Source organism: Micromonospora chaiyaphumensis, from assembly GCF_900091435.1.
Classification (GTDB): Bacteria; Actinomycetota; Actinomycetes; order Mycobacteriales; family Micromonosporaceae; genus Micromonospora; species Micromonospora chaiyaphumensis.
In genome coordinates, this window is sequence record NZ_FMCS01000009.1 from 81,929 (window position 1) to 98,168 (window position 16,240).

Here is a 16,240-nt window from a genome sequence, read left to right on the forward strand (position 1 = left end):
CGGCGGTCCGGGTACGGGCCGCCGGCCGGCGTCGCGTCGGGTCAGCCGATGGCGGCGGTCAGCGCGGCCAGGTAGCCGTACCGGTAGCCGTCGGCGTCCGGGTGGTACGCCTCGATGAGCCCGCTCACGTCGTTGATCCACGGGTCGGCGGCGCAGACGCCGTGACCGGCGAAGAACGGCCGGGCGTCGACGAAGATGGCCCCGGCCGCCCGGGCCCGGTCGGCGATCACCGTGGCGAGCAGGTCGGCGGCGTTGTTGAGGATGGTCCGCTTGTAGGTGCTCATGGCCAGCAGGCCGCAGTAGCCGGTCTCGAACAGCCGCGGGTAGCCGAGGACCACGAGCCGGGCGTTCGGCGCCCGGCTCCGGATGGCGGCGTAGGTGTCGTCGAGCCGGCCGGGCAGCGTGGTGGTGGCGAAGGCCCGGCTGTCGTTGACGGCGTTCTCGCAGCTCGACGTGCTGCCGAAGCGGCAGCTCGTGATGACGTCGGCGAAGCCGGCGTCGTTGCCGCCGATGGTCACGGTGACCAGGGTGGTGCCGGTGCTCAGCGAGTTCACCTGGCTGCCAATCACGTCGGCGGTGACCGCGCCGCCGCAGGCCGGGAACCGGAAGCTGGTGACCGCGTGCGCGGCGGCCCACAGCGGGGCGTAGGACTTCTGGCTGCGCAGGCAGGTGGAGAGGTCGTACGGGCCGGCCCCGACGCCGGAGGAGTAGGAGTCGCCGAGGGCGACGTAGTTGACGGTGGCCGCCCGGGCGGCACCGGGGACGAGCACGGCGCCGAGGACGGCCGCGAGCAGTGCGGCCAGGGCGGTGCGGACGCGACGGGACATGACAGGACCTCCACGGGACAGGGGTGGTGGAGCCCGTTGACCGCGCGCGTGGCCAGGGGAGACGGTGCTTGTTACTAGTCGGTAATCCTATCGAAACATTGCCATAAATTGAATAGCGCTCGCCCACCTCCGGGGGCAGACGTGTTCACAACCGTCGATTAGGTTGGCGGTGCGTACACCCCGATGGAGGGAGCCCACCCGTGCGACGCGCTCTCACGGCGGCCATCGCCGCCCTGACCGTCACCACCGCCGGCACCGTCGTGACCGGCACCCCCGGCCAGGCCGCCCTACCGGGCTGGGGCCGGCCGAAGCCCGCGGCGGCCACCCCGACCCCGGGCAGCCCCGGGCTGGGCGACAGCTACTTCCCCGACTACGGCAACGGCGGCTACGACGTCGGCCACTACGACATCCGCCTGCGCTACGAACCGGCCACCGACCGGCTCAGCGGCACCACCACGATCCTGGCCACCGCCACCCAGGACCTGTCCCGGTTCAACCTCGACTTCCTCCTCGGCGTCGAGTCGGTCCGGGTCAACGGCTGGCCGGCCACCTTCGCCCGGGAGGGCGTCCACGAGCTGGCGGTCACCGCGCCCCGGCCGATCCTCAAGGGACAGCAGCTCACCGTCGTGGTGAAATACGCCGGCATCCCGTCCGAGACGCTGGTCCAGGGCTACACGGGCTGGACCCGGGTCGCCGACGGCGCCCTCGCCGTCAACGAGCCCGAGTCGGCCTGGTGGTGGTTCCCGAGCAACGACCACCCGAAGGACAAGGCCACCTGGGACATCTCGGTCTCGGTGCCGACCGGCGTCGAGGTGATCAGCAACGGCGTGCAGCCGCGCGACCCGCTGCCCGAGGCCGGCAACCGCACCCGGTGGAGCTGGCGCAGCGTCAAGCCGGGCGCCACCTACCAGGCGTTCCTGGCCATCGGGCAGTACGACATCGTGACCGACACCGCGCCGAACGGGCAGCCGGTGGTGAACGCGTACAGCACCACGCTGGGCGAGCGCGGGCCGGCCGCGCGGGCCAGCATCGAACGCACCGCCGAGGTGGTCGACTGGGAGAGCGGCCTGTTCGGGCCGTACCCGTTCGAGGCGCAGGGCGGCGTGGCCGGTCCGGTCGACGGCATCGGCTTCGCCCTGGAGACGCAGAGCCGCCCCGTCTACGGGCACAGCTTCTGGCGGCGCGGCGCCAACGTGTCGGTGGTGGTGCACGAGAACGCCCACCAGTGGTTCGGCGACTCGGTCTCCGTCGCCGACTGGCGCAACATCTGGCTGAACGAGGGCTTCGCCTCGTACGCCGAGTGGCTCTGGTCGGAGGAGCAGGGCGAGGGCACCGCCCAGGAGCTGTTCGACTTCACCTACGCCAGTTACCCGGCCGACTCGGAGTTCTGGCAGGTCCTTCCCGGTGACCCGGGGGCCGGCGACATCTTCGCCGACGCGGTCTACGACCGGGGCGCCATGGCGCTGCACCAGCTCCGGCTGGCCGTCGGCGACGAGGCGTTCTTCCGGATCCTGCCGGCCTGGACCGCCGAGCACCGCTACGGCAACGGCACCATCGCCCAGTTCCAGGCCCTCGCCGAGCGGATCTCCGGCCGGGACCTCGACGCCGTCTTCACGACCTGGCTGTTCACCGCCGGGCGTCCCGAGGTGGCCACCGCCGCCCGCGGCACGCTCGCCGCCCCGGCACAGCCGAAGTCGTGGGCGGAGATCCAGGAGGCCCACCGGCTGCTCCAGCACTGAGCGACGCCGGCGGGGGCCCGCTCCGTTCCCGGGAGCGGGCCCCCGCCGGGTCAGGCGGCGGGGCAGCCGTCGCGGTGCGCGTACGGCGAGCGCAGGTCGGCCCAGCGGGAGCTGCGCCGGCCCCGGTGGGGCGCGCAGGCCGCGCAGTCCTGGGCCGCGCGGGCGGCCCGGCGGGACCGCAGCCGGCCGGCGCCGGGACGCGCGCCGGCCGCGGCGCCGGGAAGCCCCACCGGGGAGACGCCGGCCAGCACCGTCCGGGGCAGGGCCACGGCGCCGGCGGCGGCGAGCCCCGCGCCGGCCGGGCGGATGACCCGGGCGGCGGTGGCGGCGACCCGGCGGACCGGGCGGGCGGCGGGCGCGGCCAGCACCCGGGTGAACCGCTGCGCCAGCCGGCGCTCGCGCAGCCGGTCCAGGGCCACCCCGGCCGCCGCGGTGGCGACGGCGGTGATCGCGCCGGCCAGCACCAGGGTCTGCCGGGGGCCGGCGTGCTCGGCGAGCCAGCCGAGCAGGGGCGCCCCCACGGCCGCGGAGACCGAGCCGGTGACCGCCAGGGCGGCCAGCACGCGGCCGCGCATGGCGTAGTCCGTGTCGAGCTGGGCGCGGGCGCCGACCGTGGTGTCGATGACCACCGCGGCGGCGGCCACCGGCAGGATCACGGCGGCGAAGCTCAGCGTGCCCGGGGCCAGCCCGGCGACGATCTGCAGCCCGCTGGCGAGCAGGCCGGCCCCGACGAGCACCGCATAGCTCAGTTCCGGGCGGCGAGCCGCGAACAGGGCGCCGAGCACCGTGCCGACGGCGAAGACGGTGGACAGCAGGCCGTAGCCGGAGGCGCCGCCGTGCAGCGGCCCGTCGCTCATGGCGGCCATGGTGACCTGGTAGTTGCGGCCCAGGCTGCCGAGCACGAAGGAGAGCGCCAGGGCGACCAGCACCACGGGCTGGCGCAGCAGGTAGTGGAAACCGGCGCGGATGCCGCCGTCGGCCGGGGGCGCGTCGGCCGGCACCGGCTGGCCGGCGTGCCGCTCCCCCTCGCGTACGGCGAACAGCGCCACGACGACCGCCACGAAGCTGACCGCGTTCGCCGCGAAGAGCAGGGCGGGGCCGAGCGCGGCGACCACGACGGCGCCGAGGCTCATGCCGAGGATCCGCCCGGCGGAGTTGGTGAGCGAGCCGAGCGCCAGGGCGTTGCCGAGGCTCTCGCGGTCCACCAGCGTGGAGGCCCAGCGGCCCATCACCGGCCCCTCGATGGCCGACACCGCGCCGGTGGCCAGCGAGATCGCGAAGATCGCCGGGAGACCGCCGGCGCCCGTGACGGCCACCACGGCGAGCCCGGCGGCCAGCAGCGCGTGCGCGGCCTGGGCGCCGATCAGCAGCGGCTTGGCGGGCAGCCGGTCGGCCAGCGCGCCGCCCCAGACGCTCAGCACCAGGGTGGGCAGCGCCTGGAGCAGGACGGTGAACCCCATGGAGGTGGCCGACCCGGTCTCCGCGAGCACGTACCAGTTGACGCCGAGGACCTGCATCCAGGTCCCGATGACCGACACGAATCCGGCCGCGGCCCAGATCCGGTAGTTGCGGTGGCACAGCGCGGCGAACGTGGCGCCGAGTGCCATGAGTCTTTCCCCGTCCAGACGGTGACACGACGAAGCCGGACCCCCGCGGGTCCGGCCAGCGCCCAAGTCTGGCGGCGGTCAAACCTCCCGGCGACAGTTGGTGAGACGGTTCACCAGCGGGGTCGGGCGCCCGGGGCTGGCCGGGCACGAACCGGACCCGGATGCCACGACACCCCGGTCCGGCAGGGACCGGGGTGTCGGTGACGCGCGGGTCAGCGGGCGGCGAGCGGCTGCCGCGCCGGGTCGACCGGCGCGGGCAGGGTCCCGGCCCCACCCAGGTACGCGTGGATCGCCGCGGCGGCGGCCCGGCCCTCGGCGATCGCCCAGACGATCAGCGAGGCGCCCCGGTGCATGTCCCCGGCCACGAACACGCCGTCGGCGCCGGTCTGCCAGTCGGGGCGGGCGTCCACCGCGCCCCGGCCGTTGCGGGCCACCCCGAACTGGCCGAGCAGCGGCTGCTCCTCGGTGCCCTCGAAGCCGATGGCGAGCAGCACCAGGTCGGCCGGGATCTCCCGCTCCGAGCCGGGCAGGGCGGTGACGATCCGCCGGCCGTCCACCTTCTCGACGGTGACCTCGGCGATCCGGACCGCCCGGACCTGGCCGGTGCCGTCGTCGACGAACTCCTGCACCGCCACGGCGAAGACCCGCTCGCCGCCCTCCTCGTGGGCCGGGTAGCTGCGCAGCACCCACGGCCAGGTGGGCCACGGGTCGCGCTCGGCGTCCCGGTCGGCGGGGGGCTCCGGGTAGAGGTCGAGCTGGTGCACGCCGGCCGCGCCCTGCCGGTGCGCGACGCCCAGGCAGTCGGCGGCGGTGTCGCCACCGCCGATGATCACCACGTGCCGGCCGGCCGCGTCGATCGGCGTGCCGTCCGGAAGCGTGGCCAGAGCCGGCTTACCCTCGCCCGCCGCGGCGACCACCCGGTTCGCGGCCACCAGGTGCGCCATGGCCTGGTGTACGCCCCGCAGCGCCCGCCCCGGCGTCTCCGGGGTGTCCCGGCCCTGCAGCGCGCCGCAGGCGAGCAGCACGGCGTCGTGCTCGGCGCGCAACTGCTCGGCGGTGACGTCCACGCCGACCTCGACGCCGGTGCGGAAGCGCACCCCCTCGGCGGCGAGCTGGGCCAGCCGCTGGTCGACGTGCCGCTTCTCCAGCTTGAAGTCGGGGATGCCGTAGCGCAGCAGGCCGCCGAGCGCGTCGTCCCGCTCGTACACGGTGACGGCATGGCCGGCCCGCGCGAGCTGCTGCGCGGCGGCGAGCCCGGCGGGGCCGGAGCCCACCACGGCGACCGACCGCCCGGTCGGGGCCGGCACCGGCTGCGGGCGCAGCCCGCCCCGGGCCACGGCGGCGTCGGCGATCTCCACCTCGACCTGCTTGATGGTGACCGGCTGCTGGCCGCCCAGGCCCAGCACGCAGGCCGCCTCGCAGGGCGCCGGGCAGAGCCGCCCGGTGAACTCGGGGAAGTTGTTGGTGGCGTGCAGCGACTCCACGGCGGCGTCCCAGTTGCCGGTGCGGACCAGGTCGTTCCAGTCCGGGATGCGGTTGCCCAGCGGGCAGCCGTCGTGGCAGAACGGGATGCCGCAGTCCATGCACCGGGTGGCCTGCTCGCGGATCAGCTCCTCGCCGGCCGGCGGGTAGACCTCCCGCCAGTCCATGATCCGCACGGGGACCGGGCGGCGGGCGGGCAGCCGCCGGTCGTAGCGCAGGAAACCGTTCGGGTCAGGCACGAGCCACCTCCTGGGCGACCGCCCGCGGGGCAGGCGGCACCGGCGCGGCGGACGGCGCCGCGAGGGCGCTCATGACCGCGTCGTCGACGTCACGGCCGGCGGCTTCGGCGGCCCGCATGATCTCCAGCACCCGGCGGTAGTCCCGGGGCACCACGGCGGTGAACTCCTCCACCGCCTCCGGCCAGCGCTTCAGCAGCTCCTCGGCGACGGCCGAGTCGGTCTCGGCGAAGTGCCGCTGGACCAGCTCGTGCAACCGCTCCCGCTCCTCGACGCCCAGCGGCGACAGGTCGACCAGCTCGGCGTTGACCAGCCGCCGGTCCAGCCGGTGCACGAAGGCGGTGCCGCCGGACATGCCGGCGGCGAAGTTGCGCCCGGTCGGCCCGAGGACCACCACCGTGCCGCCGGTCATGTACTCGCAGCCGTGGTCGCCCACGCCCTCGACGACGGCCACGGCGCCGGAGTTGCGCACCGCGAACCGCTCGCCGACCCGGCCGCGCAGGAAGACCTCGCCGCCGGTGGCGCCGTAGAGGATCGTGTTGCCGGCGATGATCTGGTCCTCGGCGCGGCCGCCCGGGTCGGCGTCCGCGCCGGCGAACGGCGCGGCGGCGTCCGGGCGGACGACGAGCCGTCCGCCGGAGAGGCCCTTGCCGACGTAGTCGTTGGCGTCGCCGTGCAGGCGCAGGGTGACCCCGCGCGGCAGGAACGCGCCGAACGACTGGCCGGCCGTGCCGCGCAGCAGGAACTCGATCGTGTCGTCGGGCAGCCCGGCGCCGCCGAAACGGCGGGTCACCTCGCCGCCGAGCATGGCGCCCACGCTGCGGTGCTCGTTGCGCACGGGCACCTCGACCCGGACCGGGGTGCCGTCGCGCAGCGCCGGCTCGGCCAGGGCGAGGAGCTGGTTGTCCAGCGCCAGCTCCAGGCCGTGATCCTGGGCCCGGATCCCGCGCCGGGCCGCGCCCTCGGGCAGCTCGGGCAGGTGCAGCACCCGGCTGAGGTCGAGCCCGTGGCCCTTCCAGTGGTCGACCGCGCCGGTGACGTCGAGCAGCTCGGTGTGCCCGATCGCCTCCTCAATGCTGCGGAAGCCCAGCTCGGCCAGGTAGCCGCGGACCTCCTCGGCCAGGAAGAGGAAGAAGTTCTCCACGAACTCGGGCCGGCCGGTGAAGCGCTCCCGCAGCACCGGGTTCTGTGTGGCGATGCCCACCGGGCAGGTGTCCAGGTGGCAGACCCGCATCATCACGCAGCCCTCGACGATGAGGGGCGCGGTGGCGAAGCCGAACTCCTCGGCGCCCAGCAGCGCCGCGACCAGCACGTCCCGGCCGGTCTTGAGCTGGCCGTCGACCTGCACGGTGACCCGGTCGCGGAGCTTGTTGAGCAGCAGCGTCTGCTGCGCCTCGGCCAGGCCCAGCTCCCAGGGGGTGCCGGCGTGCTTGAGCGAGTTGAGCGGGGAGGCGCCGGTGCCGCCGTCGTGGCCGGAGATCAGGATGACGTCGGCCTTGAGCTTCGCCACGCCGGCCGCCACGGTGCCCACCCCGACCTCGCTGACCAGCTTCACGTGCACCCGGGCGGCCGGGTTGACGCACTTCAGGTCGTGGACGAGCTGGGCCAGGTCCTCGATGGAGTAGATGTCGTGGTGCGGCGGCGGCGAGATCAGGCCGACGCCCGGGGTGGCGTGCCGGGTACGCGCGATCCACGGCCAGACCTTGTTGCCGGGCAGCTGACCACCCTCGCCGGGCTTCGCGCCCTGCGCCATCTTGATCTGGAGGTCGTCGGCGTTGACCAGGTATTCGCTGGTGACACCGAACCGGCCGCTGGCGATCTGCTTGACCGCCGAGCGGCGCCGCGGGTCGTGCAGCCGGTCGACGTCCTCGCCGCCCTCGCCGGTGTTCGACCGGCCGCCGAGGCGGTTCATGGCGATGGCCAGGGTCTCGTGCGCCTCGGCCGAGATCGACCCGTACGACATGGCGCCGGTGGCGAACCGCTTGACGATCTCGCCGGCCGGCTCGACCTCGTCCAGCGGCACCGGCGGGCGCACCCCGGTGCGCAGGGTGAACAGCCCGCGCAGCGAGCCCGCCCGGGCGGCCAGCTCGTCGACCTTGGCGGTGTACTGCCGGAAGACGTCGTACTGGCGGCTGCGGGTAGCGTGCTGGAGCAGGAAGACCGTCTCCGGGTTGAACAGGTGCAGCTCGCCCTCGCGGCGCCACTGGTACTCGCCGCCGACCTCCAGCCGGTCGCTGGTCCGGGCGCCCGCGGGCGGCCAGGCCAGCGCGTGCCGGGCGGCCACCTCGGCGTGGATCTCGGCCAGCCCGATGCCGCTGATCGTGCTCGGGGTGCCCCGGAAATAGCGCTGGACCAGCCGGGTGTCCAGGCCGACCGCCTCGAAGACCTGCGCCCCGCAGTACGACGAGACCGTCGAGATGCCCATCTTCGACATGATCTTCAGGACGCCCTTGCCGAGCGCCTTCACGTAGTTGCGGACCGCCGTGGCCGGCTCCACGCCGACCAGCGCGCCCGTCGAGATCATGTCCTCGACCGACTCGAAGGCCAGGTACGGGTTGACCGCCGCCGCGCCGTACCCGATCAGCACGGCCGCGTGGTGCACCTCGCGGCAGTCGCCGGACTCGACGATGAGCGCCACCTGGGTCCGGGTCTGCTCCCGCACCAGGTGCTGGTGCACCGCGGCGGTGAGCAGCAGCGACGGGATCGGGGCCAGGTCGGCGTTGGAGTCCCGGTCGGAGAGCACGAGGATGCGCACGCCGTCCTCGATGGCCTCGGAGACGTGCCGGCAGATCTCGGTGAGCCGGGCCTTGATGCCGGTGCCGCCGTCGCGGACCCGGTAGAGCCCGGAGACCCGGACCGCCTTGAAGCCGGGCAGGTCGCCGTCCTCGTCGATGGAGAGGATCTTGGCCAGCTCGTCGTTGTCGATCACCGGGTACGGCAGGACGATCTGCCGGCAGCTCGCCGGGCCCGGGTCGAGCAGGTTGCCCTCCGGGCCGATGGTGGACGCCAGGCTGGTCACCAGCTCCTCGCGGATGGCGTCCAGCGGCGGGTTGGTGACCTGGGCGAAGAGCTGGTGGAAGTAGTCGTAGAGCAGCCGCGGCCGGGTGGACAGCGGGGCGATGGGGGTGTCGGTGCCCATCGAGCCGATCGGCTCCGCGCCGCTGCGGGCCATCGGGCCGAGCAGGATCTTCAGCTCCTCCTCGGTGTAGCCGAAGGTCTGCTGCCGGCGGCGGACCGAGTCGTGGGTGTAGACGATGTGCTCGCGCGGGGGCAGGTCGTCCAGCTCGATGAGGCCGGCGTGCAGCCACTCCCCGTACGGGCGGGCGGCGGCCAGCTCGGCCTTGATCTCGTCGTCCTGGACGATCCGGCCGTTGACCGTGTCGACCAGGAACATCCGGCCGGGCTGGAGCCGGCCCTTGGCGACCACGGTCGCCGGGTCGAGGTCGAGCACGCCGGCCTCGCTGCCCAGCACCACCAGGCCGTCGGCGGTCCGCCACCAGCGGCCCGGGCGCAGCCCGTTGCGGTCCAGCACCGCGCCGACGATCTCGCCGTCGGTGAAGGCGACCGACGCCGGGCCGTCCCACGGCTCCATGAGGCTCGCGTGGAACCGGTAGAAGTCGCGCTTGTCGGCGCGCATCTGCGGGTCGTTCTCCCAGGCCTCGGGGATCATCATGAGCACCGCGTGCGGCAGGCTCCGCCCGGCCAGGTGCAGCAGTTCGAGAACCTCGTCGAAGTTGGCCGAGTCGGAGGCCGCCGGGGTGCACACCGGGAAGATCCGGCGGATGTTGCCGGGCAGGTGCGGGCTGCGCAGCAGCGCCTCGCGCGCCTGCATCCAGTTCCGGTTGCCGCGGATCGTGTTGATCTCGCCGTTGTGCGCGATGAACCGGTACGGGTGGGCCAGCGGCCAGGACGGGAAGGTGTTGGTGGAGAACCGCGAGTGCACCAGCGCGATCGCGCTCACCACCCGCTCGTCGGTCAGCTCCGGGTAGAACGCCGGGAGCTGGTCCGGGGTGAGCATGCCCTTCCACACCATCGTCCGGCCGGACAGCGACGGGAAGTAGGCCGGCACACCCCGCTCGGCGGTCTCCCGCTCGACCTGCTTGCGCAGGCAGAAAGCCACCCGGTCGAGGTCGAGCCCGGTCAGCGGGGAGCCGGCCGGGCCGGCGGGCGCGTCGGTGAGCCGGTGCGCGGCCAGGAAGAGCTGCCGGACCCGGGGCATCGCCGCGAGGGCGGTCTCGCCGAGGCCGGACGGGTCGGTCGGCACCTCCCGCCAGCCGAGGATGTCGGCCCCCTCGACCAGCGCGTACTTCTCCACCACCTGGCGGGCGCGGGCCTCGGCGGCGTCGTCGTCGGGCAGGAAGACCAGGCCGGTGGCGTACTGGCCGGCGGGCGGCAGCGGGAAGTCGGCGACCGTACGCAGGAACGCGTCCGGCACCTGGATCATGATCCCCGCGCCGTCGCCGGTGTTGTGCTCCGCGCCCCGGGCACCCCGGTGGTCCAGCCGGCAGAGCGCCCCGAGACCGTTCGCGACGACCTCGTGCGAGCGGCGCCCGTGCAGGTCGGCCACGAAGGCCACACCGCAGGCGTCGTGCTCGTGCGCGGGGTCGTAGAGCCCCGTCGTCGGCGGGGCCGGCTGGGGGCTGTGAGGGTACGGAAAGGCCACCGGGCCTCCTGTCGTCACTCAGGTTGGAACATGGTGGGGACGACGTCGGCCCTCGGGGGTTTTATTGAGTCTACGTTAGGGCTTCCGGCGCAAGGCCAGTTCAGATTGATCACACTTCCAGAATCTGGGACGTGTAGTCTCGCGCGGTGGATGTCGTACGCGCTGACGTGCTCGACCGGTTGGAGCGGTTCTACGACGCCGTGCCCCGCGACGTCGCCCTGGCGGAGGAACACGGCGCCCTCGTGCTGTTCGTCCGCGACGGTGCCGGTTGGCCGTTCTACGCCCGCCCACGAGCGGACGCCACCGAGCCGCCCACGCTGGCCGACGTGACCGCCGTCCGCGCCCGGCAGCGCGAGCTGGGCCTGCCGGAGGCGTTCGAGTGGGTGCACGAGGTGACCCCGGACCTGCTGGCGGTGGCCCGCTCGGCCGGGCTGAGCGTGCTGGAGGCGCCGCTCATGGTGCTGGAGCCGGACCGCCTGCCCGACCCGGCGACGCTCAGCGACGTACCGGTGCGGGTGCTCGACCCCGGCGACCCCGGCTTCGCGGCGGACGTGGCGCTGCGGCGGGCCGTGGCCGCGGTCGGCTTCTCGCACGGCGGCACCGGGCGCGGCGACGCCGGCCCGGCCGAGCGGGACGCCGCCGTCTCCCGGCTGGACGTGGCCGCGCTCGAGGAGGAGGCGGTCCGCATCGCCGACGGCCGGCGCATCTCGGTGCTCGCCGAGACCTCCGAGGGGGCGCTGGCCAGCGGCATGGCCATGCGGGTCGACGACGTGGCGGAGATCGCCGGGGTGGCCACCCTCCCGGCGGCCCGCCGGCGCGGCCTCGGCGCGGCGGTGACCGCCACCCTCGCCCACCGGCTGCGCGCCGCGGGCACCGATCTGATCTTCCTGTCCGCCGGCAGCGAGGAGATCGCCCGGGTCTACCTGCGGGTGGGCTTCCGCCGGGTCGGCACCGCCTGCATCGCCGAACCCACCGCGGTGATCGGCTGACGTCCGCGCGTCGCGGTCGCACCGTGCGCGGCTGACGGCCGATCGCGGTCGGACCGGACGGGCCGTGCCGGGTCGGCCTCGGTCAGGCCGGCGGGTGCCAGGAGGCGGCGGCGGTCGCCGCCGTGTTGCGCAGCCGCGGGCTGATCGTGCCCAGAGCGGCGTCGCGGGCGCGCAGCGCCAGCCGGCCCCGGGTCTGGAGCACCGCCGACATCCGGCGGGTCTGCCGCACCATGGTGGCGGCGCGGGGCCGGCGCAGCCGGTCGTAGGCGGCCACCGCGTCGGGGAGCCGGGACTCCCGCAGCAGCGCCGACAGGGTGGCCGCGTCCTCGAAGGCGAGGCAGGCGCCCTGCCCGAGGTGCGGCGGCATGGCGTGCGCGGCGTCGCCCAGCAGGACCACCCCGCCCGGCCCGGCCGGGAACCCGTAGGCGCGGGGCAACGGGCGCAGCTCGCGGATCTCCTGCTGCACCACGTCGGCCGGGTCGGTCGCGTCGAGCAGCGTGGCGATCGGCGCGGGCCAGCCCGCGTACCAGCGCTTGAGCAGGGCGAGCTGCGTCTCCGGCGGCTCGGGGCGGGGCGCACCGGCGGCGGTCGCCACCCAGTAGATGCCGCCCCGGCGGGAGGCGCCCGCGGTGCCCCGGTCGCCGAGCGAGGCGGCCACGAAGCGGTAGCCCGCGCCCAGCGTCTCGCCGTGCACCGGCTGGTCGTCGGGAAGCTGCGGGGCCCGGTACCAGGGGATGACGGCCCGCCAGGCGGCGCAGCCGGAGCTGACGACCGCCGTCTCCGGGGCGAGCTGCCGGCGGATCTCGCTGTCGGTGCCGTCGGCCGCGACCACGAGGTCCGCCTCGACGGTGTGCCGGCCGTCGCCGACCGCGGGACGCTCGCCGGGCACCGCCCGCACCGTCCGCACGGTCACCCCGGTGCGCAGCTCGACCTGGTCGCCCAGGCCGGCGATCAGCGCGTCGTGCAGGTCCTCCCGGTGGACCACCACCGGCATCCGGTCGGCCGGGGTCGGACGGGGCTGCACGAGCCAGTGCCCGTCGGGGCGGCGCACCCCGCCGTCGGGCAGCGGGGTGGCGATCGCGTCCAGCCCGGCGCCGAGGCCGAGGGCGCGCAGCGCGCGTACCCCGTTGGGCCAGAGCACCACGGCGGTCGTCTCCGGACGGACCCGGTCGGCCCGTTCGAGGAGGGTGACCCGCCAGCCGGACCGGGCCAGCGCTCCGGCCGTCGCCAGCCCGCCGAGGCCGGCGCCGACCACCACCGCGCTCCGCATGACTCCCCCGCTCAGCTGTCCCGGTCGGCGGGGCGGGCGCCGCCGGCGCCGGCCCGGTCCTCGTCCGCCCGGTCCTCGTCCGCCCGCACCTCGCCGGCCGGCTCGCGCTCCACGCCCTCCGCGTCGGTCGCGGCCCGGTCCGCGTCGCCGGTCGCGATCCGATCCGTCTCGTCGGTCGCGTCGGTCGCGTCGGTCTCGTCGCGGTCGGCCTCGTCGGTCGCCGACGGCTCCTCGGCCGGGACCTCGCCGGTCTCCCGGTACGTGCGGAACTGCTCCTCGGACACCACGCGGTAACCCTCCGGCGCGACCGGCCGCGCCCCGGCCTCCCGCGCGGAGAGGTCGACCTGGGACACGTCGCCGCCCGCGGGCGGGACCGGGGCGGCCGGCGTGCCGACGGGGATCAGGTATTCACGCGGCCCGCGCACCCGCACGAAGTACGCCAGCGCGCCGAGGAAGACCAGCGCCGCGGTCCACACGTTGAGCCGCACGCCGAGGATGTGGTTGGCCTCGTCGGTGCGCATGAGCTCGATCCAGAACCGGCCCGCCGTGTAGCCCATGACGTAGAGCGCGAAGGCCCGGCCCCGGCCCAGCCGCAGCTTCCGGTCGAGGACCAGGACCAGCGCCGCGACGCCGATGTTCCAGAGCGCCTCGTAGAGGAAGGTCGGATGGTAGAGCCCCGGCTGGAGGACCGGGTTGCCGGCGTCGTCGCGCAGCGCGTGCCCCGGGTTGTCCGGGTCCATGACGTGGACCTCCAGACCCCAGGGCAGGCTCGTGCGCCCGCCGTAGAGCTCGTTGTTGAACCAGTTGCCGACCCGGCCGACCGCCTGGGCCAGCGGCAGCCCCGGCGCCAGCGCGTCGGCCACCACGGCGAACGGGATGCCCAGCTGCCGGGCGGCGAACCAGGCGCCGACCGCGCCACCGGCCACCGCGCCCCAGATGCCGAGGCCGCCCTCCCAGATGGCGAACGCCTTGAGCGGCTGCCCGTCGGCGCCGAAGTATTTCTCCGGCGAGGTGATCACGTGGTAGAGCCGGGCGCCGATGATGCCCGCGGGCACCGCCCAGACGGCGATGTCGAGCACGGCGCCCGGAGCGACGCCGCGGCGGCGCAGCCGGTACTCGGTGACCACGCAGGCCACCACGATGCCGACGATGATGCAGAGCGCGTACGCCCGGATCGGAACCGGTCCGAGCTGCCAGACGGCGGTGCCGGGGCTCGGCAGGGCCGCCAGGGGGGTCATCGGGGCGAGGGTCACGGGTGCACACGGTACCGGTGCGGACCGTGCTCGCGGCACCCCGGTCCGGCCGGGTTCGCGGGTCGGATGACTTCTGGTTTGCGCGGTCGTAGGCTCTTTGTCCATGAGCGCGCTCACCTGGGCGGTGGCCGCGGTCGTCACCGATCCGTCCGGCCGGGTGCTGCTGTGCCGGCGGTCCGGCGGCGGCCGGCGGTGGGCACTGCCCGGCGGGCGGCTGCGCCGCGACGAGAGCCCACCGGCCGTCGCGCGCCGGGAGATCCGCGCCGAGACCGGCTGGGACGTCGAGCTGGTCGACCTGGTCGGCCTCTACCGGGTCGGCGACCCCGCCGCTCCCCCGCCCCCGGCCGGCCACTGCGGCGCCCTGCCGGACGTGCTGGTGCACGTGTTCCGGGCCCGGGCGCTCGGCGCGGCGCCGGCCGGCGCTCCGGCGGGCGGCTGCCACCTCGACTGGCATCCGCCGGACGCGCTGCCCGAGGCGCTCACCCCGGCCACCCGCGCCGCCGTCGCCGACGCCCTGGCCGGCCGCTCCGGCGTCCTGCGCGAGCCGGCACCGGGCGCCGGCGCGGCCGTGCCGTCCGGCGAGGCGGCCCCGCCCGAACAGCGGTCCGGCGGCGAGCTGGGCACCTCCCGCCGCTGACCGCCGCCGGAACCCGGCTGCACCACACTCTGCAAAGGGTCGCGAGCCGCCCCGGCCAGGGTCCGCGAGCGCCTACCGAGCTGATGACGCAGACGACTCACGGCCCGGCAACACCCACGCAGCCGACCCCGGCATACCGGCCCCGGACTGGTTCCGCCAGAGCCCACCGAGTTCAATCGCAGACGACTCACGTCCAGACAGGAGCCCGCAGGCGACCGCGGGCACGGCGAGCGCCGCCCGGTCCGCGAGGCGCCTACCGAGTTGATGGCGCAGACGAATCAGCGCTCGCAAGACCAGCACCGGTGCGCGCCGGGAAACCAGCGGAGACGTGCGCCGCCGATGGGCCGCGCGGCGAGGATCGGGCGCGATATCCCAGACGACTCAGCTCGACAGGCAACCCGACAGAGCCGGGTGGGGCAGTCGGCGAGCCCGGTGGCGTCCACGCGGTCACTCCACGTCGGCGACGTGGCGGTATCCCGCACCGCTGGATACCGCCACCTCGGCCAGCCGGAGCGGGCGACGGAGCCGGAGCGGGCCGACGGAGCCGGAGCGGGCGGACGGACCCGGCGGCGGGGCGCGATGTCGCGGACGACTCAGCTCGACAGGCACGCCGGCGGCGCCGGCAGGAGCGCGGGGTCACCGCCGCGACGACCGGACGACGCATCGGCGAGGCCGCCGACCAGACATCGGGTCGGGAAGGCGGGCTCGGCGCGGCGGGCAGACCCGGTCAGCGGGCCGGGTTGCGGACGCCTTCGGCGAGTTCGGCGCTCAGGGTGCGCAGGGCCGTCAGCCCGGCGGCCTGGTCGGGCGCGTCGAGCAGGCAGCGGATCAGCGCGCTGCCCACGATCACCGCGTCGGCGTAGCCGGCGACCGTGCCGGCCTGGGCGCCGGTGCCCACGCCCAGCCCGACGCCGACCGGCAGGTCGGTGACCTCGCGCAGCCGGGACACCAGGATCGGCGCCGCCTCGGAGGTCTGCGACCGGGCGCCGGTCACGCCCATGATGGCGGTGGCGTAGACGAAGCCGCGGCAGTGCTCGGCGGTCATCTTCAGCCGGGCGTCGGTGGAGGACGGGGAGACCAGGAACGTCCGGTCCAGGCCGTGCGCCTCGGAGGCGGCCAGCCACTCGCCGGCCTCCTCGGGGATCAGGTCCGGCGTGATCAGCCCGGTGCCACCGGCGGCGGCCAGGTCGCGGGCGAAGGAGTCGACGCCGTACTGCTCGATCGGGTTCCAGTAGGTCATGGTGACCACCGGCGCTCCGGTCGCGGCGGCGACCGTGTCGACGATGCGCAGCGCGTCCGCGGTGCGTACGCCGCCGGCCAGGGCGATGTCGCTGGCCTTCTGGATGACCGGGCCGTCCATCACCGGGTCGGAGTAGGGGATCTCCATCTCGATGACGTCGACGCCGGCCTCGACCATGGCGATCATGGCGGCGATGCTGCCCTCGACGGTCGGGAAGCCGGCCGGCATGCAGCCGACCAGCACGGCCCGCCCGTCGGCCCGGGCCTTGTCGAAGGCGACCCCGATCCGGCTCACGCT

General features: G+C 75.2%; 10 protein-coding genes. 3 read left to right on the forward strand and 7 right to left on the reverse strand.

What is annotated here, in order from left to right; translation table 11 throughout:
- Nucleotides 1-41 precede the first annotated feature (41 nt).
- Nucleotides 42-827: an SGNH/GDSL hydrolase family protein gene (locus GA0070214_RS23080; protein ID WP_091267904.1), complete on the reverse strand. Its 786-nt coding sequence runs from the start codon at nucleotides 825-827 to the stop codon at nucleotides 42-44.
- Nucleotides 828-1,027: 200 nt separating this feature from the next.
- On the opposite strand from GA0070214_RS23080, the gene GA0070214_RS23085 reads away from it, so the two are divergent.
- Nucleotides 1,028-2,566: a M1 family metallopeptidase gene (locus tag GA0070214_RS23085; RefSeq protein WP_091267907.1), complete on the forward strand. Its 1,539-nt coding sequence runs from the start codon at nucleotides 1,028-1,030 to the stop codon at nucleotides 2,564-2,566.
- A 50-nt stretch (nucleotides 2,567-2,616) separates the two neighbouring features.
- On the opposite strand, the gene GA0070214_RS23090 is transcribed toward GA0070214_RS23085, so the two are convergent.
- The 3 genes from GA0070214_RS23090 to gltB form a co-directional block, all read right to left on the reverse strand.
- Entirely contained in the window at nucleotides 2,617-4,173 is a 1,557-nt protein-coding gene (locus GA0070214_RS23090) for an MFS transporter (protein WP_244167811.1), read from the reverse strand.
- A gap of 212 nt (nucleotides 4,174-4,385) precedes the next feature.
- Entirely contained in the window at nucleotides 4,386-5,894 is a 1,509-nt protein-coding gene (locus GA0070214_RS23095) for a glutamate synthase subunit beta (protein WP_091267909.1), read from the reverse strand.
- Nucleotides 5,887-10,554 (reverse strand): glutamate synthase large subunit, encoded by a 4,668-nt coding sequence (gene gltB, locus GA0070214_RS23100; RefSeq protein ID WP_091267912.1) that lies wholly within the window; start codon nucleotides 10,552-10,554, stop codon nucleotides 5,887-5,889. Before gltB ends, GA0070214_RS23095 begins: the two co-directional genes overlap by 8 nt.
- A gap of 146 nt (nucleotides 10,555-10,700) precedes the next feature.
- On the opposite strand from gltB, the gene GA0070214_RS23105 reads away from it, so the two are divergent.
- Nucleotides 10,701-11,543, forward strand: coding sequence for a GNAT family N-acetyltransferase (locus GA0070214_RS23105; RefSeq protein WP_091267915.1), 843 nt, complete (start codon nucleotides 10,701-10,703; stop codon nucleotides 11,541-11,543).
- 82 nt (nucleotides 11,544-11,625) lie between these two features.
- On the opposite strand, the gene GA0070214_RS23110 is transcribed toward GA0070214_RS23105, so the two are convergent.
- On the reverse strand, nucleotides 11,626-12,813 hold the full coding sequence (locus GA0070214_RS23110; RefSeq protein ID WP_091267918.1) for an FAD-dependent oxidoreductase: 1,188 nt from the start codon (nucleotides 12,811-12,813) through the stop codon (nucleotides 11,626-11,628).
- Between the two features lie 11 nt (nucleotides 12,814-12,824).
- Nucleotides 12,825-14,066: a prolipoprotein diacylglyceryl transferase gene (gene lgt, locus GA0070214_RS23115; RefSeq protein ID WP_091267921.1), complete on the reverse strand. Its 1,242-nt coding sequence runs from the start codon at nucleotides 14,064-14,066 to the stop codon at nucleotides 12,825-12,827.
- 103 nt (nucleotides 14,067-14,169) lie between these two features.
- Here lgt and GA0070214_RS23120 point away from each other — a divergent pair, with 103 nt between their 5' ends.
- Complete coding sequence (locus GA0070214_RS23120; protein WP_091267923.1) at nucleotides 14,170-14,703, forward strand: NUDIX hydrolase; 534 nt, start codon at nucleotides 14,170-14,172, stop codon at nucleotides 14,701-14,703.
- Nucleotides 14,704-15,430: 727 nt separating this feature from the next.
- Here the strand turns inward: GA0070214_RS23120 and trpA are convergent.
- Nucleotides 15,431-16,237, reverse strand: a complete 807-nt coding sequence (trpA, locus tag GA0070214_RS23125; protein ID WP_091267926.1) for a tryptophan synthase subunit alpha — start codon at nucleotides 16,235-16,237, stop codon at nucleotides 15,431-15,433.
- Nucleotides 16,238-16,240: the final 3 nt, after the last annotated feature.